Source organism: Nesterenkonia sp. PF2B19 (genome assembly GCF_001758425.2).
GTDB lineage: Bacteria > Actinomycetota > Actinomycetes > Actinomycetales > Micrococcaceae > Nesterenkonia > Nesterenkonia aethiopica.
In genome coordinates, this window is record NZ_MDSS02000052.1 from 1 (window position 1) to 24,949 (window position 24,949).

A 24,949-nucleotide genomic window follows, 5' to 3' on the forward strand; every position below is an offset into this window, starting at 1 on the left:
ACCCCGGGCCGTACGGCGTCCACCCGGGTCAGCCGCCTCAGCCTGGGCAGGCGGCGCACCCTCCACACCCCGCTCTCGCCGCTCCTGCCGCGTCCGCCGGTCAGCCCACGCGCAGCAGGCGCAGCGCTGCCGTCTGGGCCGGTTGGGGCGGCGGCCTGGTACTGGCGCTGGTGGCCAGCGGCATCGGCATCTGGCAGGTGGACGAGCACGTCTACGCCACCGACGCCACGGCCGAGAACTACTGGGAGGCCCTGAGCTCGGGGAACGGGTCGGCCGCCGTGGGCATGTTCTCCTCTGTTCCCGAGCTGGGTGCCCTCGGGCCCGCCCAGAACCTGGTGCTCTCCGCCGAGGCGGAGGACGGGGCCCCCGATGAGGACACCGACGACGAGCCTGAGCAGGACGACGCTGAGCAGGACGACACCCAGCAGGACGACGCCGCCGACCCCGATGATGCCGAGGACGGCGCGACCGAGGACTCGGCAGAGGACTCCGAAGACGGCGCCGAGCCCGAGGACGCACCGGCCCCTCCCGCCGAGGACCGCCTGGAGCTCGGTTCCGTGGACTCCGTTCTGCTGGACGGCGAGGCGCTGAGCCACTCGGCCGAGCAGATCGAGGCCCTGTCCATCACGGAACGCAGCGACGGCGCCGACCTGGCCTTCACGGTGGACGGCGAGCAGCACGAGGCCCACCTGCCCATGACCCGCGAGGGCAGCGTCTGGTTCTTCTTCGACGACTGGAAGCTCGCCCCGGAGGCGATGACCGAGGTGGAGCTCTCCGTCCCGGCCGCGTCACTGGGCGGGATCGGCCAGGTCGAGGTCAACGGGCAGCCGGTGAACCTCCACGAGGACGGCGCCACCCTGGCGGCCTTCGTCCCCACGGTGGTCGACGTCGGCATCGACAGCCAATGGCTGACCGGCTCCGGACACGACGTCGTCACCGCCGAGGGCAATCACCGGATCGACATCGAGCTGGAAGCCTCGGAGACCGCCGCCGAGCTGCTGCATGACGAGGTGGAAGAGTACCTGACCGGCTGCGCCGAGCAGGAGGTCCTGATGCCCAGCGGCTGCCCGATGGGGATCACCACTCCGAACCAGGTGGACGCCGACACGATCTCCTGGGAGATGCCCGACCCCTCCGACATCTCGCTGACCTTCGGCGACGACGGCTGGTCCATCTCCGGGGCGGACAACCTCCGCGCCACGGTCACCTTCGAGTCCCTGGACTACTTCGACGGCGGCGAGCTGGACGAGAGCCACGACGTCAGCTTCGGCCTCGACATCCAGGTCGGAGCCAGCGGCGAGGACCTCGTCATCTCCGTGATCGGCGACTGACCGGACCCGGGCCGGGCCCGCGCCGCACCTGCCCCCGGCTTGACTGCCCCCGGCTCACCGACGATCCGGCCGCGCGGCGGCCGGGGCGGGCTCCACCGGCTCCACCGGGTCCAGCGGGTCCAGGTCCACCTTCCTGTCATGCCAGCGGTGCCCCAGCTCGATCAGCCCGGAGCCGACCATCGCGGCGACGAAGGCCACCGCCAGCAGCTCCGCGCTGGGCATGGCGAAGAGGTGGTACTGCTGGGAGATCGGCACCAGCAGGGCCGCCGCCAGCAGCAGGTACATGGAGGCCAGCAGGATCATCCGCGGGGTGGTCAGCGGCCGCAGCGCCACGTTGAGCACCCACAGGCCCACCAGGGTCAGGCACAGGGTGGAGGCCGTCTGCACCCCGGCTGCGGGCTCCTGGAAGTGCCGCCCTGCGGCGCTGACGGCGATGACCGCCAGACAGATCGCCACCGACGCCGGGATGGAGAACAGCACGGATCGGCGCAGGAACCCCGGTCGGTACCGCCGGGTGTTGGGCATCAGCGCCAGGAAGAACGCCGGGCAGCCGATCATCAGGAAGTCCACGGTGGAGAACTGGCGCGGCAGGAACGGGAACTGCCAGAACATGAGCCCGAAGAACAGTCCCAGGACGATCGCGTAGGCCGTCTTGGTGAGGAACAGGTGCGCCACCCGCTCGGTGTTGGCGATGACCTTCCGACCTTCGGCCAGCACCTTCGGCAGGCGGTCGAACCGCCCGTCCAGCAGCACCATCCGGGACACCGCCTTCGTGGCAGGAGCCCCGTTGCCCATCGCGATGCCCAGATCCGCGCGCTTCAGGGCCAGCGCATCGTTGATGCCGTCGCCGGTCATCGCCACCACGTGACCGTTGGCCTTCAGCGCCTCCACCATGGTGCGCTTCTGCTCCGGGGAGACCCGGCCGAACACGGAATGGGTGGCCAGCGCCGACCGCATCGCCTCGGGATCCTCCGGCAGCCGGGAGGCGTCCACGCCGTCGCCGTCGACCCGCATCCCCACTTCCCGGGCCACCGCCGAGACGGTGCGCGGCGAGTCCCCGGAGATGACCTTCAGAGCCACGTTCTGCGCGCTGAAGTACTCCAGAGTCGACCGGGCGTCGGAGCGGACGTTCTCCTTGAACGTCAGCAGGGTGACCGGCATGAGCCCGTCCGGCAGTCGCTCGCCTCGTCCCAACGGTCCGCTGGCGCCGTCGAGGATGGGGCCCTCCAGCGGCGCGTGGGCGAGGACCATGGTCCGCAGCCCCTGGGCGGCGGTGGCCTCCGTGTGCCCCAGCAGCCGGTCCACCTCGGCCTGCGGCGCCACATGCGGCGACTGCAGGATGTCGGGGGCGCCGAGGATCCAGTGCCCGGCCAGTTCCCCGGCGTCGTCGGCGAAGGTCACTGCGGACCACCGTCGGGCGGAGGAGAACTGCACCTGGTAGGCGGCGTGATGCCGCGGCAGGGCGGTGAAAGGCACCTGCAGGGCCGCCGCCGTCGGGTTGGCGTGCAGGTCCGCACCGAACCAGGCGAGCACCTGCTGCCACGGCTCGGTCCCCTCCAGCGCGGTGGAGGACGGGTCCCGGTGCTGCACTGCCGGAAGCCCGCGAGAGTCCAAGGGCGCCGCCCCGTGGAACGCGATGGTGCCGTCGGTCAGCGTGCCGGTCTTGTCCAGGCAGACGACGTCCACCCGGGCCAGGATCTCCACCGCCGGCTGCTCCTGAATGAGGACCTTGTCCTGGGCCAGGCGCAGCGCGGCCACCGCGAAGGCGATGGTGGTCATCAGCGCCAGCCCCTGCGGGATCATCGCCGTCACCGAGGACACGGCGGTGACCATCGCCTCCCGCCACTGACCGGAGGCCCACGCGTAGCTCCACCCGCCGAAGGCCTGCATCTGCCCGTTGAAGACGATCGCGGTGATGGGCAGCAGCACCAGGGACAGCCAGAATGCGACCTTCTCGAGGGCGCGGCGCAGCTCCGAGTTGATCTTCTGGTAGCGCTTGGCCTCGGTGGCGAGCTTCACGGCATGGGCGTCGTCGCCCACCGCGGAGACCACGAAACGCCCGGTGCCGGCCAGGACCGCGGTGCCGGAGAGGACGATGTCGTCACGGCGCTTCGGCACCGGATCCGACTCGCCGGTGAGCATGGACTCGTCCACGTCCAGTCCGGAGGAGGAGATCACGACGCCGTCGGCGGGCACCTGGTCGCCACGGCGCAGCTCCACGACGTCGTCGAGGACGATCTGCTCCCGGTGGATCTCCACCAGCATCCCGTCACGCAGCACCGTGATGCTGTCCTGGTGCAGCAACGCGATCGCGTCCAGCTTCCGCTTGGCCGAGTATTCCTGGATGAGCCCGATGACCACGTTGGCGACGGCGGCCACGGCGAACAGCAGGTCCAGCCAGCGGCCCAGGATCACGATGACCAGCGCGCAGACCCCGATGATCAGGTTGAACAGCGTCATCAGGTGGGTGCGCAGGATCTCCGCGATGGAACGGGAGGTGGTGTGCGGCTGGACGTTGGCCAGCTGCAGCCGCTGGCGCTCGGCCACCTGGATGGAGTTCAGCCCCTGGGCCTCCAGCACGGCAGGGTCGACGGCGGACCGGAGCTCCGCAGGCGTGCGGACGTCCGTCTTCTGAGCAGCCACGTGCTCCGTCCTTGTCGGGGGCGAGCGGGGACACCGGGCGCAGGCACGCCCGGCCCCATTCTAGAGGCGCCGCCCCGTTCCGCCCTCAGCCCTGAGGAGGAGACTCTGCCCACAGCTGGCTCCGCGCCCGGCTCAGCGCACACCCCACGTGTAGGTCTGCTTGCGCAGGCTCAGATACATGAACGTCTCCGTGCCGACCACCCCGGGAAGGGTCCGGATGCGCTGCGAGATGATCTCCAACAGGTGGTCGTCGTCCTCGCAGACCACCTCCACCAGCAGGTCGAAGGCCCCGGCGGTGATCACTACGTAGTCGACCTCGTCATAGGCCTCGAGCTCAGCGGCCACCGGTTCCAGCGCACCCTCGACCTTGATGCCGATCATCGCCTGCCGCGGGAACCCCAGCTCCAGCGGGTTGGTGACCGCCACGATCTGGATGACCCCCAGCTCCTGGAGCCGGTGCACGCGGTGCCGGACGGCGGCCTCGGAGAGGCCCACCTCTTTGCCGATGGAGGCGAAGGAGCGGCGGCCGTCCTGCTGCAGCAGCTCGATGATCGCCTTGTTGACGTCGTCGATCTCGGCCGCCCGGTGGTTCCTGTTCTTCACCATGTCCCCCAGCCTTTCACAGCGCCGCCAGCTTCCTGCCCCGCCAGTACCGCCACACCTGGACGCCGACGACCAGCGCGATCGCGCCCAGGAACATGGCCGATCCCAGCACGTTGACCTCGGCCGGGATGCCTCGCCGCGCGGCCACATAGGCGTACTGCGGGAAGGTGGTGTAGGCCCCGGAGTTGAAGTTCGCCACGATGAAGTCGTCGAAGCTGATCGCGAAGCTCAGCAGGGCCGCGGCCGCGATGCCGGGGATCAGCAGCGGGAAGGTCACCTTCCAGAACGCGGTGCGCCCCGAGGCATAGAGGTCCGCGGCCGCCTCTTCCAGGGCCGGGTCCAGGGTGGCGATGCGTGCCCGGATGGCCACTACCACGAAGGAGATGCAGAACATGATGTGTGAGAGCACCGTGGTGCCCATCCCCAGCTGGACCCCCAGGTTGAGGAACTGGGACAGCAGCGAGGCGCCCAGCACGACCTCCGGGGTGGCCAGCGGCAGGAAGATCAGCATGTTGGCCGAGCCGGCGAAGCGGAACCGGTAGCGCTCGAGCCCGAAGGCGATCATGGTGCCCAGCACGGTGGCCACCGTGGTGGCGATGACCGCCACCATCAGCGAGTTCCCGAACGCTTCGCACAGCTGGGAGGGGCGGCACGGGTCCTGCCAGTTGGCCAGGGTGAAGCCGCGCCAGGTCAGGTTGGTCCGGCCGGCGTCGTTGAACGAGAACACGAAGATGTAGGCGATCGGGACCAGCAGGTAGAGGAACGCCAGCCCACCGACGACCGGTACGAACCACCGGCCGGCGTCGAACCGGCGTCGGGGCGTGGGCGCGGCGTGACGGGTGGCCGGATCCGTGCTCATGGTCTCTCCCCTCATACGATCTCCTTCGTCCCGAAGCGGCGCACGTAGAGCGTGACGAGGATCAGGATGATGGCCATCAGCACCGCGGACAGGGCGGCGGCCGAAGGATAGTCGGTCGCGTGGAAGAACCGGGAGTCGATGATCTGACCCACAGTGGTGGTGTCCACGTTGTTGCCCAGCATGACCGCGTTGACGTAGTCGCCGGAGGCCGGGATGAACGTCAGGATGGTCCCCGCCATCACCCCGGGTGTGGACAACGGCAGCGTGACCCGCAGGAACGTCTGGAGCCCTCCCGCGTAGAGGTCCCCGCCGGCCTCGATGAGCCGGGTGTCCAGCCGCTCCAGGTTGGCGTAGATGGGCAGCATCATCAGCGGCAGGTACAGGTAGGTCATGCCGGCGACGACGGCGAGCGCGGTCGCGGTGAGCCGCCCGTCCTGGGGCAGCACGGAGATCGCCTTGAGGAACCCGACCACCCAGCTCTCGTCGGAGAGGATGAACCGCCAGGACTGCACGCGCAGGATGAAGCTGGAGAAGAACGGGGCGATGATGACCACCAGCAGCAGCCCCTGCAGCAGGTGCCGGCCGCGCAGCCGCACCGCCACCAGGTAGGCCATGGGGTAGCCGATGCACAGGGCTGCCACGGTGGCGACGGTGGCGAACAGGAACGACCGCACGAAGGTGTCCCCGTAGGTGGTCATCACGTGCGCATAGGTGGCGATGTTGAACCCGGGCACGAACTCTCCCGGCACGGCGCCCTCGGGACGCACGTAGAGGGACATCGCCAGCATGGAGAACACCGGTACCACGAAGAACAGCGTGATGAAGGCGAACCCGGGGATGACCAGGAGCATGCCGAGCCGCCCGCGGGCGCGCCAGGTGCGGCGCTCCTCGGCGGACTGCTCAGGCAGCGGGGGCGGCGCCACGTGCTCCTGCGGGGTGGTGAGCTCCTCGGCGGCGCCGGGGGTGGTGTTCACGGCCATCACAGCTCCTCGACGCCGGCCTCGGTGTCGGAGCCGCCGGCCAGTCCGAACAGGTTGGCGTCCTCCCACCACAGGTCGACCTCGGTGCCGGGGCCGATGACCTCGGTGCGCAGATTCTGGGAGAACACGGTCAGGCTCCCCGCCCCGGGGACCTCCACCTCGTATTCGGTGGAGACCCCGGTGTAGGCGACGTCGCGCACGCGTCCTCCGGTGACGCGGGTCCAGTCGGCCTGGGCGTCGGCGGGCCGGCGTCCGGCGCGGGTGAGGACGATCTTCTCCGGGCGGATGCCGACGACGATCCGGCCCTGCTGCTGCACGGCCCTCTCGGCGGCGAGCCGGCAGGTGGTCTCGCCGAACTGCACGGTGAGCCCCTGGGGCCCCGCGGCGTCGACCACCTCGGCCTCGAAGAGATTGGACTTGCCCAGGAAGTTCGCCACGAAGGCGGTGCGCGGCAGGTCGTAGAGCTCTCCGGGTGGACCGATCTGTTCGATGCGGCCGGCGTTCATCACGGCCACGGTGTCGGCCATGGTCAGGGCCTCCTCCTGGTCGTGGGTGACGTGGATGAAGGTGATGCCGACCTCCTGCTGGATCTGCTTCAGCTCGGCCTGCATCTGGCGGCGCAGCTTCATGTCCAGCGCGCCGAGCGGCTCGTCCAGCAGCAGCACGTGGGGCTCATTGACCACGGCGCGGGCCAGGGCGACCCGCTGCTGCTGGCCGCCGGAGAGCTGGGCGGGGCGCCGCTGGGCCAGATGCCCCAGCTCCACGAGGTCCAGCACCTTCGACGCGCGGCCGAGCGCGTCGGGCACCTTGCGGCGTCGGAGACCGAAGGCCACGTTCTCCAGGACGCTGAGATGGGGGAACAGCGCGTAGCTCTGGAAGACGGTGTTGACCTCCCGCTGGTGGGCCTTGGTGCCGGTGACGTCGTCGTCGCCGATGAGGATCCGTCCCCGGGTGGGGTGCTCCAGGCCGGCGACCATCCGCAGCGTGGTGGACTTGCCGCAGCCGCTGGGTCCCAGCAGCGCGAAGAAGCTGCCCGCCGGGACGTGGAGGTCGAGGTCGTCGACGGCGGTGAATCCGCTGAACAGCTTGGTGATGCCTCGCAGGGCGAGGTCCTTGCCGGTGGCAGACATCAGTTCCCGATCACCGCCTGGAACCGGTCGGTGAACTCGGCCTCCTCCTCGGCGTCCATGCTGCGAATGGTGTGCAGGTCCGCCTGCATCTCCTCGGTGGGGAAGATCATCGGGTCCTCGGCGAGATCCGGGTCGATCTCCTCCATGGCCTCCTGGGCTCCCTGGACGGGGCACACGTAGTTGACGTAGGCGGCGACCTCGGCCGCGACGTCGGGCTGCAGGTAGAAGTCCATGAGCCGTTCGGCGTTCGTCTGGTGCTCCGCGCCGTGGGGGATCAGCAGATTGTCGGACCACAGGGCCCCGCCGGCCTCGGGGAGGGCGAACTCCCAACGGTCTCCCTCTTCGAGGTTCAGCTGGGTGATGTCGCCGGACCAGGCCATCACGGCCAGGGCGTCCCCGGAGACGAGGTCCTCCATGTAGCGTTGCCCCGGACCTGCCGGATCTGCCCATTGGAGATGCTCTCCTCCAGCAGCTCCAGAGCGGACTCGAAGTCGTCGCTGTCGAAGGAGGTGACGTCCGCACCCTGGTCGAGCATGATCAGGGCCAGGGTGTCCCGCCATTCGTCCAGGACCACCACCCGGCCGCGCAGGTCGGGGTCGGTGAACAGCTGGGTGACCGAGTGGACGCCGTCGGGCACGGACTCCTTGTTCCAGGCCAGCCCGGTCATGCCGGACTGCCAGGTCACCGAATGGCGACGGTCCGGGTCGAAGCCGACATCGCGCAGGCCGGGCAGCAGGTTGTCCAGGTGGGGGATGTTCTCATGGTTCAGCTCGCGGACCTGGCCGGCGGCGATGAGGCGAGCGGCCATCCAGTCGGTGAAGGTGACGATGTCCTGGCCGAAGCCCTGCCCCTGGCGGAGCTGGTTCTGCACGGTGCCGTAGTAGCTCTCGTTGCCGTCGATGTCCTCCGCGTAGGTGACGCTGATCCCGGTCTCCTCCTGGAACCGTTCCAGGGTCGGGTAGGTGCCGGCGCCGCTGTCATAGTCCAGGTAGAGGCTCCAGTTGGCCCAGAACAGCGCCATCGACTCGTCGGAGAGGTCCTCGGCCGGACCCTCCTCCGCGCCGGGGGTTCCGCCGGTGCCGCAGGCGCTGAGTGCCCCGAGCAGTCCTGCCGCGCCGGCGCCCATCATCAGTCGGCGGCGGGAGACGCGGCGACCCGCCAGCTGGGAGCGGACCAGCGAGCGGATCATGGGGTCCTGGGGAAGGGAGTCGGGGGTGCGGGTCATGGGGTCCTCCTCGGTGCCGGTGAAGCGGTGTTGGCGGTGGTGCGGTGTTGGCGGTGGTGCGGGTGCTGGACGGGTAAGTACGTGCTGCGAGTGGTCGGTGGGCTGCGGGTGGTGGCTGCGGGTCTGCTCCCCCTCAGGAGTCGAATCCGAGTCCGAGCCGGTCCAGGGTGCGGAGCCAGAGGTTGCGCCGCCCGGTCGCGTCCTCCCGGGCACGGGCCCAGGTGGTGATCATGATCCCCAGCCAGGCGAAGGGTTCCGGTGGGAAGGGCGGAGGGCGCTTCCGGACCATCTCCAGCCGGGTGCGTGCGGTGTCCAGGCCCTGCAGCCGGTCCAGCATGACGTCGGCGGCGAAGCGGGAGGCTCCCACCCCGAGGCCCGTGAACCCGGTCGCGTAGACGGTGCGACCCCCGTGGGCCTGGCCGAACAGGGCGCAGAACTGAGTGGAGGTGTCGATGACCCCGGCCCATCGGTGGGTGAATCGGATTCCCTCCAGCTGGGGGAAGGTCGCCGCGAAGTGGTCGGCGAGCCGCTGGAAGGTCTGCGGCCTGTCCAGGTGGTCCTCCCGGATGGACCGGCCGAAGTGGTAGACGACGTCGTAGCCTCCCCACAGGATCCGCCGGTCCGGGGTGATCCGGTAGTAGTGGAACTGGTTGCCGGCGTCGGCCACGCCGACGGCGGGGTCCCACCTCAGGGCTGCCAGCTGCTCGGCGGTGAGCGGCTCGGTGGCGAGGACGTAGTCGTAGACGGGCACGGTCTCCCAGCGGGTGCGCAGATGCCGCCACGAGCGGCCCAGGCGGTTCGGGAAGGCGTTGGTGGCCAGCACCACCTGCCTGGCGCTGCGCCCGCGGAGCCGTGCGGGGTCTGGAGCCGGACCGTGACGCCGTCGCCGCCGGGGAGCTGCCGCAGCTGCGTGACGCGGCTGCGGCTCGGCGATCCGCACCCCCAGACGTTCGGCGGTCTCGGCCAGGCCCCAGGCCAGGCGGCGGGATCGACGACGGCGGTGCCGCGCGCGTCGTGCCGTCCCGCCAGGTAGGTGGGCGAGTCCAGGTGGGCGCGCACCGCCTCGGCGTCGAGGAACCCGGGGTCCTCCGGAGCGAGGGAGGCGACCTCATGGGGGCGGGTGGCCACGGTGAGCGACCCGCCACGTGCGAAGCCGCAGTCGATGCCGTACCGGGCGATCGTCTCCTCGATCTCGTCGAGGTTGCGCAGCCCCAGGCGTTCGAGGGCTTCGTACTCCTGCGGCCAGCGGCTGCGGCCGTTCTCCTCCCCATGGGTCAGGCTGGCCTCGCAGAAACCGCCGTTGCGTCCGGTGGCCTGCTCGGCGAGCCTGTCGGCCTCCACCAGCAGCACCCGGGTGCCCGGTGAACGTTCGACGGCGCGCAGGGCAGTCCACAGTCCGGTGAACCCGCCGCCGACCACCAGCAGGTCCGCCTGATCCCCGTCCTTGACGGGAGGCCGTGCGGCGGGGCGGTCCGGGGTGTCCAGCCACAGCGGGACCGGGCGCGCGCCCTGGAGCGCGCGCCGCCCCCAGCCAGTGGTCGTCGTGGTCTCCATGGCGCTCCGTCCTACTCGCCGTCTCCGATGAAGCTCATGACGTGCTTGATGCGGGTGTAGTCCTCGAGGCCGTACAGGGAGAGGTCCTTGCCGTAGCCGGAGTGCTTGAAGCCGCCGTGCGGCATCTCCGAGAGGTAGGGGATGTGGGTGTTGATCCACACGCAGCCGAAGTCCAGCTCCTTGGCGGCCCGCATCGCCCGGCCGTGGTCGGTGGTCCACACGCTGGAGGCCAGCCCGTACTTCACGTCGTTCGCCATCGTGAGGGCCTCGGCCTCGGAGGAGAAGGTCTGCACGGTGATGACGGGGCCGAAGATCTCCTCCTGGATGAGCTCGTCGTCCTGGGCGAGCCCGTCCAGGATCGTGGGGGCGTAGAAGTAGCCGCTCTCCCCCACCCGGTGCCCGCCGGTGATCAGCTGCACGTGCTCCGGCCGCGCGTCGACCTTCGCGGTGACCGTGGCCAGCTGGTCCGCGTTGTTCAGCGGGCAGACGTCGGCCTCATCGTCGGGGCCGCCCAGCGTGGTGCTCTCGGCCTGTGCCTTCAGCGCGGCGAGGAACTCGTCGTGGACGGACTCGTGGACGAGCACACGGGTCGCCGCCGTGCAGTCCTGGCCGGCGTTGAAGTACCCGGCCGCCGCGATGCCCTCGGCGGCGGAGGCGAGGTCGGCGTCGTCATGGACGATCACCGGGGCCTTGCCGCCGAGCTCCAGATGCACCTTCTTCAGGTCCTGGGAGGCCGCCTGCGCCACCTGCATGCCCGCGCGCACCGACCCGGTGATGGCGACCATCTCGGGCACTGGGTGCGCGACCAAGGCGCGGCCGGTGTCGCGGTCCCCGCAGATCACATTGAACACTCCCGGCGGGAGGATCTGTGCGCAGAGCTCGGCGAACAGCGTGGAGGTGGCCGGCGTGGTGTCGCTGGGCTTGAGCACGATCGTGTTGCCGGCGGCCAGGGCGGGGGCGACCTTCCAGATCAGCATGGGCAGCGGGTAGTTCCACGGGGTGACCTGGCCGACGACGCCGATCGGCTCCCGGCGCACGAAGGAGGTGTGGTCCTCCATGTACTCGGCCGCCGCCTTGCCCTCCAGCAGGCGGCCGGCGCCGGCGAAGAAGCGGAAGTGGTCGATGTTGACCGGCATCTCCTCGGAGGCGGTGAGGTGACGGGGCTTGCCGGTGTCCTGGCATTCGGCGTCGACGAACTCGTCGAAGCGCGCCTCCAACGCGTCGGCGATCTTCAGCAGCGCCTCTCCCCGTTCCTTCGGAGTCGTCCGCTTCCAGCTCTCGAAGGCCCGGGCCGCCGCGGCGAAGGCCGCGTCGACGTCGTCGGCTCCGGAGAGCGGCGCCCGGGCGTAGACCTCGCCCGTGTGGGGGGCGATGACGTCATAGGTCGCCCCGGTGACCGCAGGCACCGTCTGGCCGTCGATCACGTTGAAGAACTCCGTCAGTGCCATCCGTGGCCTCCTATCTCCTGCTCGGCTCCGTGCGAGCCGCGCGTCTGATGTGATCCAGGTCACTTCGACCTACGCTACAGGGGATGTACGGATCAAGCCAAGCATCGGCTTGTGAACAACTGATTTCGTCGCTGATACAGATAAAGTTCGCTGATTCTCTTGAATCCGAGGGTGCCCGGGGCACCATGGGTCCATGACTGAACGAGCCCTCCCCCCGGAGGAGGCCTCCCGCCTCCAGTCCGCGGCCACCCAGCACCTGTGGATGCACTTCACCCGGCACGGCGACCTTCCCGAGACCGGCGTGCCGATCATGACGCGCGGAGAGGGCGTCCACCTGTGGGATGCCGACGGGAAGCGCTACATCGACGGGCTCGCCGGCCTCTTCACCTCCCAGCTGGGCCACGGCCGGCGGGATCTCGCCGAGGCGGCCGCGCAGCAGATGGGGACCTTGGAGTTCATGCCGCTGTGGTCCTATGCGCATCCGCCCGCCATCGAGCTGGCCGAACGGCTCGCCGGTCTCACACCCGGGGACCTGGACCGCGTGTTCTTCACCAACAGCGGCAGCGAGGCCGTGGAGACCGCCTGGAAGCTGGCCAAGAACTACTTCCGGCTGACGGGACGCCCCGGCAAGCACAAGGTCATCAGCCGGACCACCGCCTATCACGGCACCACCCACGGAGCACTGTCCATCACAGGGCTCGCCGGACTGAAGCAGCCGTTCGAGCCCCTGGTGCCCAGCACGGTGCACGTCAGCAACACCAACGCCTACCGGGCCTCCGAGCTGACCGCCGGAGCCCTGGAGGTCACCGATGAGCAGAGCCTGGAGCGCTTCGGCCGATGGGCGGCCGACCAGATCGGCCTGGCCATCGAGGCGGAGGGTGCGGACTCGGTGGCCGCCGTGTTCCTGGAGCCCGTGCAGAACGCCGGCGGCTGCTTCCCACCCCCACCCGGATACTTCCAGCGGGTCCGCGAGATCTGCGACGAGCACGACGTGCTGCTGGTCTCCGACGAGGTCATCTGCGCCTTCGGCCGGCTGGGCCACATGTTCGGCGCCGAGCACTTCGACTACCAGCCGGACATGATCACCACCGCCAAGGGCATCACCTCCGGCTACGCACCCCTGGGAGCCGTGCTCGCCTCGGAGCGACTCATGGAGCCCTTCCTGCAGTCCGGGGCCATGTTCGGCCACGGCTACACCTTCGGCGGCCACCCGGCCTCCACCGCCGTCGGGGTGAAGAACCTGGAGATCTTCGAGTCCGAGGGCGTCCTCGAGCATGTGCAGCAGCACGCCGGCACCTTCCGCAGCACCCTGGAGCGGCTGCTCGACCTGCCGATCGTCGGCGATGTCCGCGGCGAGGGCTACTTCTACGGGATCGAGCTGGTCAAGGACAAGACCACCCGGGCCAGCTTCAGCGCCGAGGAGTCCGAGCGGATCCTCTTCGGGTTCATCTCCAAGAAGCTCTTCGAGGAAGGCCTCTACTGCCGAGCGGACGACCGCGGCGACCCCGTCATCCAGCTCAGCCCGCCGCTGATCGCCGGACCGGACGACTTCGAGGAGATCGAGCAGATCCTGCGTCACGTGCTCAGCGAGGCCTGGACGCTGCTCTGACCAGCGGGCCGCGCCGCCGTCGCCGTCGCCGTCGCGTGCTGCCCCCGTCCCCCGCGCATCTGCACCATCAGATCACGTCTGCACACCCATATCTGGTGGGGCAGACGTGATCTGGTGGTGCAGAACCTGACGCTCAGCCGACGGTGACCTGCCCGCCGAGCAGCGTGCACCGCACCGGGAGCTCCGGAAGGTCGTCCGGGTCCGCGGTGATCGGGTCCTCCTCCCAGAGAGCCAGGTCGGCGACCGCACCCGGTGCGACGACGCCGAGGTCCTCCCGGCCGAGCGCCTCGGCCGCCCAGCGGGTGTACCCCAGCAGCGCCTCGAAGCCGCTGAGCCGCTGCTCCGGCTCGAACACCGGCGCCGTCGGGTCACCGGGGGTCCGTCGCAGCTGCGCCCAGGCCATGCCGAGCCGGGCGTCCAGCTGAGCCACCGGCCAGTCGGACCCGAGCGCAAGGCGGCCTCCGGCGTCGAGGACGTCCCGGGTCCGGTAGGCGTGCCCGGCACGCTCCGGGCCCAGCCGCGCCGCGAAGGAGTCGGAATGGTCCGCCTCGCGCCACTGCATATGCAGCGGCTGCATGGAGGCGACCACTCCCGAGGCGGCCAGCGCCGCGACGTCGTCATCGGTCAGGGTCTCCAGATGCTCGATGCGGTGCGGTGCCCCGTGAAGGGAGTGCGCTGGGCCGGACGCCCCCTCCAGGGTGCGGTACACCTGCAGCGCGTGCGCGACGCCGGCGTCGCCGCAGGAATGGGTGGCCAGCTGGAATCCCGCCTCATGGTAGGCCCGGCACACCTGGTCGTAGCGCCGCACCGAATGCCAGAACGGGCGGATCGAGTCGCCTGCGGCGTCGGGTTCGTGGAGCCAGGCGGTGCCGGCGTCGATGACGCCGTCGAGGAACATCTTGATCAGGGAGACCTGGAACCGGGGTCCCCCGGGATGCTCGGCCCCAGCGTCGCCGAGGCGCAGGGTCCGGTCCGCGACGGCGGCATCGTCGTCTCCCGGCTGGTGCCACAGCGCGATGTGGAGACGCACGGGCAGACCCCCGGGCAGCGTCTCCACCTCCTCCAGCGTGCTCAGCGTGGAATCGCGGCCGTCCATGACCACCGCACTGGTCACCCCGGAGGCCGCACTCTGAGCCAGGATCCGCTGCACCCGGACCGCGACCTCCTCGCCGCCGCCCGGGGGTGCGGCGTCCAGCACCGCCATGAAGGCGGGGATCTCCCGCAGCTCTCCGGTGGGGCGCCCGTCCGGACCGCGGACGATCTCGCTGGCGTCGGAGAAGACGTGGTCGACGTCGAGCCCCGCCGCGTCCAGAGCCGGCTGGTTGGCCAGGCCCGTGTGGAGGTCGTAGAAGATCAGGCCAATGGGTGCCCGGCGGAGGCCTCATCGAGGAGGTCGCCGCGGATCCCATGCCCGTCGAAGGCCTTGTAGTCCAGGTTCCAGCCGCGGATCCAGCCTCCGGGCGGCAACTCGGCGGCCGCGGCGGCGACGGCCTGGCGGACCTGCGCCAGCTCGGTCAGCCCGTCGAGATCCAGTCCGACCGCCAGCTCTGCACCCCAGACAGGGTGCATATGGGAGTCGATCAGCCCGGGAGTGAGCACGGCCCCGGCGGCGTCGATGATCTCCGTGCCCGGGCCGGCCAGTGCACGGATCTCCTCATCGGTGCCGAGATGCGTGATCCGGCCGTCGGCGACGGCGAGCGCGGTCTCGGCCGCTTCGGCCGCACCATGCTGGGACGTCATGGGCCGGATACGGGCTCCGGTGATGATGGTGTCCACCATGGTGGGGCCTCCTGTCAGGTGGGTGCTCCGGTGCGGGTCAGCAGGTCGGGTCAGCAGGGTCGGTCAGGCGGTATGAGTCAGACGTCGTCGGGTGCGGGCGGCCGCCGGTGCCGCCAGGGCCGGATCTGCTCGAACCGCGCGGCGACGTCGAACACCGTGCTCTCGTCGTAGGGATGCCCGACGATCTGCAGACCGACCGGCACTCCCCGAGCCACGCCCGCCGGGACCGACAGCACCGGGCACCTGTTTGCCACGTTGAACGGGACGGTCATATGGGCCTCCCAGTAATGCTCCACATGCCGGTCTCCCCCGGAGGCCACATCGGGAACGGTCAACCCGTCCAGACACCGGGCCTCCGCGGGGAGCGCCAGCACGGCGGAGGTCGGAGTGACGAGCACATCGGCTCCTTCCATGACCGTGGCCAGCTGGGCCTGCATGGCGGCTTCCCGTTCGAGCGTCTCGAACAGCGAGAGCCGGCGGGCGTGGGCCCGAGCATCGGCGATGAACCGCAGCGTGTAGTCCTCCGCCGTCTCCTCGCGGCCGGCGAGCAGTCGGCTCATACCCTCGGCGAGGATGTGTCCGAAGTGCGCCATCGTGGTCTCACGGATCTCCGACGTCGTCCACGGCGGCGACACCTCGACGATCTCCGCCCCGGCCTGCTCCATGGCGAGGACCGCCGCGTCGACCTGCTCACGGACCGAGCGCTGCACGGGGTAGTCGCCCAACGCCGCGCTGTAGGCGATGCGACGTCCCCGCAGATCCTCCGGCGCCCGGTCAGCGTCGGCTGACGGCACGGCCTGCGTGGGCACGGTGGCGTGGTCGGCGGGATGGACCCCGCGGATGACTTCGGTGAGCAGGGCGACGTCCCCCACGGTCCGTCCCATGGCCCCGTCACCGCGGTACCAGTCGGCGGCGAAGGGTCCGACGCCCGGCACAGAGCCATAGGGCCCCTTATAGCCGACCACTCCGGTGAACGACGCTGGCAGCCGGGTGGACCCGGCGATGTCCGAGGCGGTGGCCAGCGGGGTCAGGCCCGCAGCGAGGGCGGCCGCTGCCCCGCCGGAGGATCCTCCGGGGCTCAGCGACCTGTCCCAGGGGTTGCGGGTCACACCCCACAGCCGCGTGTGGGTGAAGGTCGCACAGGAGAACTCCGGGGAGGTGGTCCTCGCGTGGATGACCCCGCCGTGACGGCGCAGCCGCTGCACCACGGGATGGTCCTCGCCCGCGATCTCGTCGGCGTAGGCGGCCATGCCCTGGCTCAGGGTCCGTCCGGCGAGCGCATGCTTCTCTTTGGTCGCCACGGGCAGGCCCACGAGCCGTCTCCTGTCCCCTTCGGCTGTCCCGCTCCCCGCGGCATAGTGGTCATCCGCCGCCCTGGCCTCACGGCGCGCCTGATCCCGCAGGACCTCGGTGAACGCGTTCACCGGCGGCTCGGCCTCCGCGTCGGCATCGATGCGTTCCAGCAGCTGCTCCAGATACTCGGAGGGGGCGAGGTCCCGTCGGGCGAAACGGCGGAGCACCTCCCGCGCGGACAGATGGGCCAGGCAGTCGCTGCGACCGTCGGCCTGCGAGGCCATGGCTTCCGCCGTCATGCCTCCTCCGCCTCCTGGAGCCGGCCTCCTGGCGCGACGCCGTCCAGTTCCCCCGTCACCAGACGCGTCACCAGCGCGGTGAGCACCTCCAGGCCGGTGACCAGATCCGCGTCGGAGGTGAACTCACGCTCGCAGTGTGAGACGCCGTCCGCCGACGGGACGAAGAGCATCACGGCAGGCACGATGCGGTTCATCGGTATGGAGTCGTGGCCTGCCAAGGTCGTGAGCCTCAGGGACTCCACCCCGACGTCGCGGCAGGCCTTGGCGGCCAGATCGAGCCCCGCCTCGGGGAACGTCTGGACGGGCCGGACGTCGAAGTCCTCCGCGCTGATCTCCACGCGACTGCGCGCGGCGATGTCCGCGAACTCGTTCAGCAGCAGTTCGCGCGCCCGCTCCACGTCCTGGCGGCGGTCCGCGCGCAGGTCTACGACGAGGTCCACCTGGCGGGGCACCACGATCGGTGAGTTCGGCTCGACGTCGAACTTTCCCACCGAGGTGACGATGGACTCCGGCTCGAAGTGCCGGACCACGTCCTCCACGGCGATCACCGCCCGCGACGCCGCCACCAGGGCGTCACGGCGGTCGGCCATCAGCGTGGCGCCGGTGTGGGACTGCTCCCCGACCACGCTGACGAGGAGCTTCTGCGTGTGCCAGCTCCGCTCGACGATCCCGATGGGCACCTCGGCCCGTTCCAGCCGGCGTCCCTGTTCGATGTGGATCTCTGCGTAGGCGGCGGCCTGCGGCCCCGGTCCGTCCCCTCGGCGACCGATGGACTGCAACGCCTCCTCCACCGTGACGCCCTGCGGATCCCGGGTCTGGCGCGTCTGGTCGGCGTCCAGCAGGCCCGCATACACGGAGCTGCCCATGATCGACGGCGGGAAGCGGGCACCCTCCTCGTTGAACCAGTCCACCACCGCCACGTTGACCTGCGGCATCAGGGTTCCGGCGGCGACCGCGGCGTCCAGTGCGGCCGCCGCATGGAGCGCGGCCACAACCCCGTAGGTGCCGTCGAAACGACCGCCGAGGGGCTGGCTGTCCAGATGGGAGCCGACCACCACGCACGGGGCGCCCTCCACCCACCGGCTCACGGCGAAGATGTTGCCGATCTCATCGGTGGTCACTGTGAAGCCGAGCTCCTCGGCGCGGCTCTCGAACCAGTCCCGCACCTGTCCGTGCTCCGCTGTGCCGGCCTGACGGTCGATGCCTCCGGCCTCGGTGGCGCCGAACCTCGTCGTGTGGTGGAAGTCCCGCAGGAACATCTCGCGGTCCGGGCCCCATGCGTCGCCGTCCGCGCGGTGCGGCGCGGACCCGGAGCTCGTGCTCTGCTCGGTCATGCTGACTCTCCTCGTCTGTGATGCTCGTGCCCTCAGCGCCGGTCCGCCTGTGCCTGGCCCGCCTGCTCCTGGCCCGTCTGCTCCTGGTCCTCCGAGTCCCAGAGCTCCTTCCGGAAGTCCCGGGTCCGCGCCCGGAACGTCGCCATGATCCCCGGCTCCCGCGGGCGGGTCACCAGACTCACCCCGACGAACACGACGATGTTCAGCAGCAGCGCCAGCAGTCCCCCGCCGCCGCGGCGAAGGGTCCTGGCAGCACCTCCGGCACCGCCGTGAACAGGACGACGCCGCCGACGCCGACCACCAGCCCCGCCGTCGCGCCGGCCACGCTGGCCCGCGACCAGAACAGGGCTCCCAGGGTGGGGACGATGACCTGGGCCAGGCCGGCGAAGGCGACCAGGCCGATCGTGACCAGCAGACCCGGGATGTACAGCGTCATCACGTAGGCGACGGCAGAGAACACCAGGATCGCCCAGCGACCGACCCACACCCGCTTGTTCTCCGTGAGGTTCTTCTGCACGTACTTCTCATGGAAGTCCACGGTGTAGCTGGCGGCCATGGCGTGGACCTGGGAGTTCGCCGTCGACATCGCCGCAGCGGCACCGCAGGCGATCAGCACCAGCGCCAGCACGATCGGCGCATAGTCCAGCAGCATGCGTGGCAGCACCTGATCGGCCGCCTCCACGTCCGGGTCCAGGACCACCGCGGCATTGCCGATCAGCATGGAGCCGACATAGCTGATCGCCGCGACGGCGAGCAGGAACGGCATCAGGTCGAACAGCCGGGGCGACCGTGTCGCATACATGCGAGTCCACATCTGCGGCCCCATGAAGGCGCCGATGGGTGTGATGACGAACATCGCGATCCACGCCATCCATGCGCCGTCGGCAAGGATCAGGTTCTCCGGCTGGATCTGCTCGATCTCGTCGAACATGGTGCCCATGCCGCCCACCTCGCCGACCAGGAAGATCCCGGCGGTGATCATGCCGGTGAAGAGCAGGACGCCGTAGAAGATGTCGGTCCAGGCGACCGCACGCAGGCCGCCGGACCAGACGTAGATGATGATGACCAGGTAGAACAGCAGCCCGGCCAGCCAGAACGGCAGAACCCCGTTCGAGGCGACCTCCATCAGATATGCCCCGCCGGTGAGCTGGATCTGGAGATGCGGCAGCGTGAAGACCAGCAGGATGACCGCGATGAAGGTGCCCAGCTTCCGGGAGCCGTAGAGGTCCACGAAGAAGTCCCGCGGGGTGACGTAGCGGCCCCGCTTGCCGTGGAACCAGATGCGCTTGCCCACGAGGTAGTACATGACCCCGAAGAAGATGTTCCAGGCGATGGCGGTCCAGTAGAGGGGCCCGTCCAGGTAGAAGCTCGCGTTGGAGCCGAGGAAGGCGAAGGCGCTCCACCATGTGGCCGCCACGGTGAAGAAGACCGCGATGGAGCCCATGCCGCGGCCTTGGATGAAGAAGTCCTCCGCGGTGGCCGCAGCCTTCCGTGAGGCCAGCCCGCCCATGATCAGGGGGATCAGCAGGAAGCTGCCGATCACCAGAAGTCCGACGATCTCGGTGGTGGTCATGCGTGCTCTCCTCCGTCCGCGCCGGACTCAGGGGCGGCATCGTCGACGTCTGCCCTCCTGCGGCCCCAATGGGTGCGGTAGCCGATGAACAGGACCACACACATCAGGGCCCAGACGATGATCGTGAATCCATAGATGAACGGCATCCCGAAGATCCTCGGCTCGGCGACGTCATGGAAGAAGAGCACACCGGGGAACTCCATGACGGCGAATCCGAAGATGACGCAGGTCCAGAGGATCACCGCAGTTCGTGTAGGTCTTCTCTGCCAGGTCATGCACACCTCTCCTCGTCCTCGACCTCACTGTTTCGTCAGGTTCATTCTCTGCTTCAGACATGTCAGTCACGTCACCGGGACATTGCGACGCCGTGTCCCGGCACGCTCACGCGCGGAACGCGTAGTGCCGCCCGGAGACGGCGTCCACCAGCACCTCGACGGCCCTGCCTCCAGCAGCGCCGGTGATCCACCAGTTCGGCTTCGCCACGCAGACCGGGTCACGCCCGAGGGTCAGCCCACCGCCGATCCCCCAGCGACGTCGACGCAGGAGCACGTTGCCCAGGACCCGGCGTGCGGCGCGCACGGCCTCCTCCCGTCCGATCTGTGCCGCAGGCGCGGGGCTCGCGGCGGAGAGCTGATCGAGAGCCAGGAACTCGACCTCGGTCCAGGGCTCGGCGACATAGGCCCGCCCGCCGATCAGATCGACCAGCGCGTGGCCGGTCAGCGGCGGCCTGCGCGCCCCGGGCCGGGTGGAGCCCACGAACTCCACTGCGAGCAGCGGATGCAGATGCAGCTCGGCCTGCAGGTCCGCGGCCCCGGGCGGTGGAAGGCGACCGGCCACGGTCTGCACCGCCTGCTCCCTGCCGATCTGCACCGGCCAGGCACAGTCCGGCACCAGCGGTGGCTCCGCGGTCGGGGGCGCCGTCGGGGGTGACGCCTGAGGCACGCCCGATATGGACCGGACGGTCTCAACCACGCTCCCGACCCTCCTGCTGCGGCCGCTGCGTGGCCAGCGAGGCGTCCTCCCCGAGGACGAACCGGGCCGGGACGGCGCCCACCTTGGCCGTCTCCTCCACCGCACGCAGCACTCTCTCCGGCACCGGGTCCACCGACGCCGTCGCCAGGGAGACCACCACGATCGTCACGGTCGAGGACAGGATCCCCACCACCATGGCGTCGACCCCGAGACCGTCGGCCGAGCCGAGCATCTCGGCGGCCACCGCCCCGACGGTGCCGGCGATCATGGAGGAGATCGCCCCGGCGGAGTTGGCCCGCTTCCACCACACGGCACACACATAGGCCGGCACGAAGGCCGCACCCAGCACGGAGGTGGCGAAGACGACGACGTCGAAGACCCCCGGCGGCCGGGTCATGGCAAGCACGAGCCCGATCACCGCGAGGATGAGGATGGTCAGCCGGGAGACCGCGACCGCCGAACGCTCGGACATGTTCTTCTGCACGAACCGGCCCCACAGGTCCTGGGAGGCGATGGTGCCCGCCTGCAGCAGCAGCGCATCCGCAGTCGACATGATGGCCGCCATGATCGCGGCCATGACCAACCCGACGGCGAAGGACGGCAGGACGGTCTCGGCCACGCTGAAGATCGCCATCTCCGGGTCGTCCAGGTTCGGCACGATCAGCAGCGCCATCATGCCCACCAGGTACGCGCCGGGGATGAACAGCAGGTTGAAGCCGGTGGCATAGAGCCCGGCACGGCGGGCCACCGATGGGCGCCGCATGGACATGTGGCTGACGTTGACGTGCGGCCAGCCCATATAGCCGATGCTGAACACCAGCAGCGCTCCGAGGATGATGCCCCACTGCCCGAAGTACTGGCCCTCGGCGCCCCACATGGTGAGCAGGTTCTGGTTGATCGCCCCGATGCCCTCGTGGCCGGCAGTGAGCCCGCCGACATGCTGCAGCGTGGCGATCAGGATCCACAGCATGCCGATGACGAGGATGATCGCCTGGGCGAAGTCCGTGTAGGCCACCGCCAGGTAGCCGCCCATCAGGGTGTAGCCCACGATGACGCCCACCGCGATGATCAGCGAGACGTTGAGGTCCAGGCCGGTGACCATGGAGAGCCCCTGGCCGCCGGCGAGCAGCTGGGCGAGCACGTAGAAGAACATGCAGAACAGCGCGATCGGTGCGGCGACGGCCCGGGTCCACGCCGAAGGATAGCGATGCTCGAGGTACCCGATGGAGGTGATCGAGCCCAGCAGGTGGGAGAGCTTGCGCATGCGCCGTCCCAGCACCGAGAGGTTCAGCACGCCGCCGCCGAGGTCGCCGAGGGCGTACCACATCGAGAAGTACCCCTGGGAGTAGCCCAGCCCGCCGGCGCCCAGGAACATGTAGCCGGACATGGAGGTGCTCTGCAGGCGCAGCGCGGTCACCGCGGGCCCGAGGCTGCGGCCGCCCAGCAGGTAGCCCTCTCGGTCCCGGGTGCTGATCCTCGAGACCCAGGCCCCGATGGCCAACAGCATCAGGAAGTAGACCACTAGGAAGACGATCTCCACGCTCATGCGTCCTCGCCCCCGTCCGCGTCCCGGTGCCGCGATGTGGAGGGGGCCTCACCGCGGACGGGCGGTCGCCCCTCGTAGTCGGCGTCCTCCACGGCCCAGCCGCGCGTGCTGACATAGAACACGAGCGTGTAGACCACCCAGAAGCCCATGACCGCGGCCATGATCACGGTGGTGCTCGTCGGCAGCCCGAACATGGCTCAGCCCGCCGCACCGTCGTCGGCCGTACGGGCCACGTGGTCGTCGGCCACCGCGAGCGCGGCGTCGAGGGCGTCCAGTCCGGTCAGCGCGTCCTCCGCAGAGATGTTGATCGGCGGGGCGATGTGGATGCGGTTCATATTCGTGAACGGCAGCACCCCGCGGTGCTTCGCCTCCGCCACGATCCTCCCCATGACCTCCGGGGTCTGCCCGTAGGGAGCCAGCGGGGCCCGGGTCTGCCGGTCGGCCACCAGCTCCACCGCCCAGAAGGCGCCGAGCCCGCGCACGTCGCCCACGCTCGGGTGGTCGTCCAGGAAGCGGGCCGCCCGTGGGCCGATGACCTCCTCCCCCAGCCAGCGCGCGTGCTCCACCATACGTTCCTCGCGCATCGCCGTGATGGTGGCGACGGCGGCGGCCGCGGCCAACGGGTGGCCCGAATAGGTCAGTCCACCCGGGTAGGGGGTCTGCGCGAAGCTGGAATAGATCGCATCGTCCATGGCCACGCCGCCCATCGGCACGTAGCCGGAGGTCACGCCCTTGGCGAAGGTGACGATGTCCGGTTCGATGCCGGCGTGCTGGTGGGCGAACCAGGCGCCGGTGCGCCCGAACCCGACCATCACCTCGTCGATGATCAGCACGATGCCGTGCTCATCGCAGAGCCGCCGCACGCCCTTGAGGTATCCCGGCGGAGGCACGTAGATCCCTGCGGTGCCGGGGACGGGTTCGAGGATGATCGCCGCGATCTGGTCGCCGCCCTCGTAGGCGACGACGTCCTGCAGATGCTGCAGCGCACGTTCGGCCTCCTGGTGGTCGTCCTGCGCGCCGAAATGGGACCGGTAGGTGTAGGCGGGCATGAAGTGCACGACGCCGTCGGCGGCGTGGTCGGAGGGGAGCCGGCGGGGGTCCCCGGTGAGGTTGATCGCCAGCTGGGTGCCCCCGTGATAGGAGCGGTAGGCGGAGAGCACCTTGTGTCGCCCCGTGTGCAGCCGCGCCATGCGGACCGCGTGCTCGTTGGCGTCGGCACCCCCGTTGGTGAAGAACACGTGCTGGATGTCCTCGGGCAGCAGCTCGGTGATGAGCCGCGCGGCCTCGGAGCGGGCGATGTTGACGTGCTGCGGCGCCACGGTGCACAGCTCGGCGGCCTGCTCCTGGATGGCCCGCACGATGGCGGGATGCCGGTGGCCCGCGTTGGTGAAGATCAGCTGGGAGGTGAAGTCCAGCAGCCGGTTGCCGTCCCCGTCCCAGATCCAGGACCCCTCGGCGTCCAGGATCGTCATGGGGGTGATCTTCTCCTGGGCGCTCCAGGAGTGGAAGACATGCTGTCGGTCCAGGTCATAGGCTCGCCGGCCGGCGGCCAGGCGCTCGGCGCTGATCGGGTCACCTGCCGGAGCACCTGACGCCGGAGCACCTGTTGCCGGAACACCTGATGCCGGTGAGCCGGACGCCTGGGAGTCGGAGGTCTGCGTGTGGTTCATCGTCGCCTGTCACCTTCCGTGAGGGGGGGTCTTCTCCCGCCGTGCGACGTCGGCCCCGGCATCACCGGAGCCGCGACGTCCCGTGCGGTCCATGGTTCCTTGCGGAGAAGCCCACCGGAAGGACCAGGATGTGAGACACATCACCTTGTTTTCTTACATACTGTCAAGACCATGCCTGCTCTCGATCATGCCGCCGTCACCCTCCACGAGGCGCTCACCCTGCCCCCGATGGCCGCCGGCCGCCCCCAGCTGCTCAGCCCCGGCGTCTCCTTGGAGCACCCGGTCCGTTGGGCCCATGTCATCGGCGAGCCCCGCCCCGGCCCCCTGCTGCAGGGCGGGGAGCTCATCCTGTCCACCCTGCCCCTGCTGCATGAGGGGCGTCAGGACCTGGAGGAGCTGCTGCGCGGCTATCTGGAGGATCTCGACGACGTCGACGCCGCCGGGCTCGCTGTGGAGGTGCTGCCCGAGCGCCCCCGGCTGGCGGCCGCGCTGGAACAGGTCTGCGCGGAGCGCGCCGAACGCCCGGACGCCCACACCCTGACCCCGGTGCTGCGGTTCTCCCAGGTGGTGCGATTCGTGGAGATCACGGAGCACCTGCACCGCGAGCTGGTCGCCCGCCAGCTGCGGACCGGTGGGCACGTCCGTGATCAGGATCCGCTGCTGGAGGCCACCAGCGCGCTGCTCGAGGACCTCGCCGCCGTCCCTCCGCTGGCCGAGGCGGTCGCCGTCGAACGCGCCCGCAGTCTGGGCCTGCCCTCCTCCGCTCGACTGATCCCCCTGGTGTTCGCGGTGGACGCCTCCGCGGGGGCGCTCCCGCAGCGCGGCTGGTCGCTGGAGACACTGGCCGCCGTCGTGCGCCAGGCCGGCGCCCAGCTGCACATGCCGCTGCTGGTGGGCAGCTGCCATCACCGCTCCCTCGCGGTGCTCGCCGCGGCTCCAGCCGGCATGGACGTCCAGCGTCCCACGGCACGGCTGTGCCGGGCGGTGGAGCGATCCCTGCGCCGACGGCTTCCCGAGGCGGCCCTGCGGTGCACCGCCGCGCTGGGCGAGCCCGCACAGTCACTGCACGGCGCGCGCGACCAGCTGGACGCCGCCTGGGAG

The 24,949-nt window shown here is 70.0% G+C and carries 20 protein-coding genes and 2 pseudogenes; 3 read left to right on the forward strand and 19 right to left on the reverse strand.

The genetic code is table 11. The features are described from left to right. Positions 1–1,331, forward strand: a 1,331-nt coding sequence (locus BCY76_RS13370) for a hypothetical protein (RefSeq protein ID WP_237090154.1), incomplete at its 5' end; no start/stop codon positions are given. A gap of 54 nt (positions 1,332–1,385) precedes the next feature. On the opposite strand, the gene BCY76_RS13375 is transcribed toward BCY76_RS13370, so the two are convergent. The 9 genes and pseudogenes from BCY76_RS13375 to BCY76_RS13410 form a co-directional block, all read right to left on the reverse strand. Beyond that, entirely contained in the window at positions 1,386–3,974 is a 2,589-nt protein-coding gene (locus tag BCY76_RS13375; protein ID WP_085437804.1) for an HAD-IC family P-type ATPase, read from the reverse strand. Between the two features lie 132 nt (positions 3,975–4,106). Continuing rightward, entirely contained in the window at positions 4,107–4,580 is a 474-nt protein-coding gene (locus tag BCY76_RS13380; protein WP_070160681.1) for an Lrp/AsnC family transcriptional regulator, read from the reverse strand. A gap of 13 nt (positions 4,581–4,593) precedes the next feature. Continuing rightward, complete coding sequence (locus BCY76_RS13385) at positions 4,594–5,436, reverse strand: ABC transporter permease (protein WP_070160692.1); 843 nt, start codon at positions 5,434–5,436, stop codon at positions 4,594–4,596. Between the two features lie 11 nt (positions 5,437–5,447). Next, complete coding sequence (locus BCY76_RS13390) at positions 5,448–6,416, reverse strand: ABC transporter permease (RefSeq protein ID WP_085437805.1); 969 nt, start codon at positions 6,414–6,416, stop codon at positions 5,448–5,450. Further along, positions 6,416–7,546 (reverse strand): ABC transporter ATP-binding protein, encoded by a 1,131-nt coding sequence (locus tag BCY76_RS13395; protein WP_070160679.1) that lies wholly within the window; start codon positions 7,544–7,546, stop codon positions 6,416–6,418. The genes BCY76_RS13390 and BCY76_RS13395 overlap by 1 nt, the downstream gene beginning before the upstream one ends. After that, entirely contained in the window at positions 7,546–7,962 is a 417-nt protein-coding gene (locus tag BCY76_RS19560) for an ABC transporter substrate-binding protein (RefSeq protein WP_237090155.1), read from the reverse strand. The genes BCY76_RS13395 and BCY76_RS19560 overlap by 1 nt, the downstream gene beginning before the upstream one ends. Then, positions 7,926–8,771, reverse strand: a complete 846-nt coding sequence (locus BCY76_RS13400; protein ID WP_237090156.1) for an extracellular solute-binding protein — start codon at positions 8,769–8,771, stop codon at positions 7,926–7,928. The genes BCY76_RS19560 and BCY76_RS13400 overlap by 37 nt, the downstream gene beginning before the upstream one ends. 133 nt (positions 8,772–8,904) lie before the next feature. Next, positions 8,905–10,325: pseudogene (locus BCY76_RS20780) on the reverse strand (NAD(P)/FAD-dependent oxidoreductase). A gap of 11 nt (positions 10,326–10,336) precedes the next feature. Continuing rightward, positions 10,337–11,773, reverse strand: coding sequence for a gamma-aminobutyraldehyde dehydrogenase (locus BCY76_RS13410; protein WP_070160676.1), 1,437 nt, complete (start codon positions 11,771–11,773; stop codon positions 10,337–10,339). A 193-nt stretch (positions 11,774–11,966) separates the two neighbouring features. Here BCY76_RS13410 and BCY76_RS13415 point away from each other — a divergent pair, with 193 nt between their 5' ends. Next, on the forward strand, positions 11,967–13,382 hold the full coding sequence (locus BCY76_RS13415; protein ID WP_070160674.1) for an aspartate aminotransferase family protein: 1,416 nt from the start codon (positions 11,967–11,969) through the stop codon (positions 13,380–13,382). Between the two features lie 133 nt (positions 13,383–13,515). Here the strand turns inward: BCY76_RS13415 and BCY76_RS13420 are convergent. The 10 genes and pseudogenes from BCY76_RS13420 to BCY76_RS13460 all read right to left on the reverse strand — a co-directional run bounded on the left by BCY76_RS13420 (position 13,516) and on the right by BCY76_RS13460 (position 23,848). Beyond that, a pseudogene (locus BCY76_RS13420) lies at positions 13,516–15,161 on the reverse strand (amidohydrolase). A 77-nt stretch (positions 15,162–15,238) separates the two neighbouring features. After that, positions 15,239–16,753 (reverse strand): amidase, encoded by a 1,515-nt coding sequence (locus BCY76_RS13425; protein WP_237090159.1) that lies wholly within the window; start codon positions 16,751–16,753, stop codon positions 15,239–15,241. Then, on the reverse strand, positions 16,750–18,087 hold the full coding sequence (locus tag BCY76_RS13430) for a M20 family metallo-hydrolase (protein WP_085437806.1): 1,338 nt from the start codon (positions 18,085–18,087) through the stop codon (positions 16,750–16,752). Before BCY76_RS13430 ends, BCY76_RS13425 begins: the two co-directional genes overlap by 4 nt. Positions 18,088–18,119: 32 nt before the next feature. Next, complete coding sequence (locus BCY76_RS18230; RefSeq protein WP_170922699.1) at positions 18,120–18,260, reverse strand: hypothetical protein; 141 nt, start codon at positions 18,258–18,260, stop codon at positions 18,120–18,122. 29 nt (positions 18,261–18,289) lie between these two features. Then, positions 18,290–19,660, reverse strand: coding sequence for a sodium:solute symporter family protein (locus BCY76_RS13435; RefSeq protein WP_139827804.1), 1,371 nt, complete (start codon positions 19,658–19,660; stop codon positions 18,290–18,292). Continuing rightward, on the reverse strand, positions 19,657–19,935 hold the full coding sequence (locus BCY76_RS13440; RefSeq protein WP_070160672.1) for a hypothetical protein: 279 nt from the start codon (positions 19,933–19,935) through the stop codon (positions 19,657–19,659). Before BCY76_RS13440 ends, BCY76_RS13435 begins: the two co-directional genes overlap by 4 nt. A 106-nt stretch (positions 19,936–20,041) precedes the next feature. Then, a complete protein-coding gene (locus BCY76_RS13445) occupies positions 20,042–20,551 on the reverse strand; it encodes a hypothetical protein (protein ID WP_070160669.1) in 510 nt (169 codons plus the stop codon). Positions 20,552–20,624: 73 nt separating this feature from the next. Continuing rightward, entirely contained in the window at positions 20,625–22,178 is a 1,554-nt protein-coding gene (locus tag BCY76_RS13450; protein WP_070160667.1) for a sodium/proline symporter, read from the reverse strand. Next, positions 22,175–22,372, reverse strand: a complete 198-nt coding sequence (locus BCY76_RS13455) for a hypothetical protein (protein ID WP_070160665.1) — start codon at positions 22,370–22,372, stop codon at positions 22,175–22,177. Before BCY76_RS13455 ends, BCY76_RS13450 begins: the two co-directional genes overlap by 4 nt. A 3-nt stretch (positions 22,373–22,375) precedes the next feature. Next, a complete protein-coding gene (locus BCY76_RS13460; RefSeq protein ID WP_083277564.1) occupies positions 22,376–23,848 on the reverse strand; it encodes an aspartate aminotransferase family protein in 1,473 nt (490 codons plus the stop codon). Positions 23,849–24,019: 171 nt separating this feature from the next. Here BCY76_RS13460 and BCY76_RS13465 point away from each other — a divergent pair. Then, positions 24,020–24,949 (forward strand): PucR family transcriptional regulator ligand-binding domain-containing protein (locus BCY76_RS13465; protein WP_170922700.1); only part of this gene is annotated, 930 nt, incomplete at its 3' end.

Excerpts from the sequence above, each read along its gene's own strand:
- BCY76_RS13380 (WP_070160681.1), bottom strand. The coding sequence starts at position 4,580 with ATGGTGAAGAACAGGAACCACCGGGCGGCCGAGATCGACGACGTCAAC.
- BCY76_RS13385 (WP_070160692.1), bottom strand. The coding sequence starts at position 5,436 with ATGAGCACGGATCCGGCCACCCGTCACGCCGCGCCCACGCCCCGACGC.
- BCY76_RS13390 (WP_085437805.1), bottom strand. The coding sequence starts at position 6,416 with ATGGCCGTGAACACCACCCCCGGCGCCGCCGAGGAGCTCACCACCCCG.
- BCY76_RS13395 (WP_070160679.1), bottom strand. The coding sequence starts at position 7,546 with ATGTCTGCCACCGGCAAGGACCTCGCCCTGCGAGGCATCACCAAGCTG.
- BCY76_RS19560 (WP_237090155.1), bottom strand. The coding sequence starts at position 7,962 with ATGGAGGACCTCGTCTCCGGGGACGCCCTGGCCGTGATGGCCTGGTCC.
- BCY76_RS13400 (WP_237090156.1), bottom strand. The coding sequence starts at position 8,771 with ATGACCCGCACCCCCGACTCCCTTCCCCAGGACCCCATGATCCGCTCG.
- BCY76_RS13410 (WP_070160676.1), bottom strand. The coding sequence starts at position 11,773 with ATGGCACTGACGGAGTTCTTCAACGTGATCGACGGCCAGACGGTGCCT.
- BCY76_RS13415 (WP_070160674.1), top strand. The coding sequence starts at position 11,967 with ATGACTGAACGAGCCCTCCCCCCGGAGGAGGCCTCCCGCCTCCAGTCC.
- BCY76_RS13425 (WP_237090159.1), bottom strand. The coding sequence starts at position 16,753 with ATGACGGCGGAAGCCATGGCCTCGCAGGCCGACGGTCGCAGCGACTGC.
- BCY76_RS13430 (WP_085437806.1), bottom strand. The coding sequence starts at position 18,087 with ATGACCGAGCAGAGCACGAGCTCCGGGTCCGCGCCGCACCGCGCGGAC.
- BCY76_RS13435 (WP_139827804.1), bottom strand. The coding sequence starts at position 19,660 with ATGACCACCACCGAGATCGTCGGACTTCTGGTGATCGGCAGCTTCCTG.
- BCY76_RS13440 (WP_070160672.1), bottom strand. The coding sequence starts at position 19,935 with ATGACCTGGCAGAGAAGACCTACACGAACTGCGGTGATCCTCTGGACC.
- BCY76_RS13450 (WP_070160667.1), bottom strand. The coding sequence starts at position 22,178 with ATGAGCGTGGAGATCGTCTTCCTAGTGGTCTACTTCCTGATGCTGTTG.
- BCY76_RS13455 (WP_070160665.1), bottom strand. The coding sequence starts at position 22,372 with ATGTTCGGGCTGCCGACGAGCACCACCGTGATCATGGCCGCGGTCATG.
- BCY76_RS13460 (WP_083277564.1), bottom strand. The coding sequence starts at position 23,848 with ATGAACCACACGCAGACCTCCGACTCCCAGGCGTCCGGCTCACCGGCA.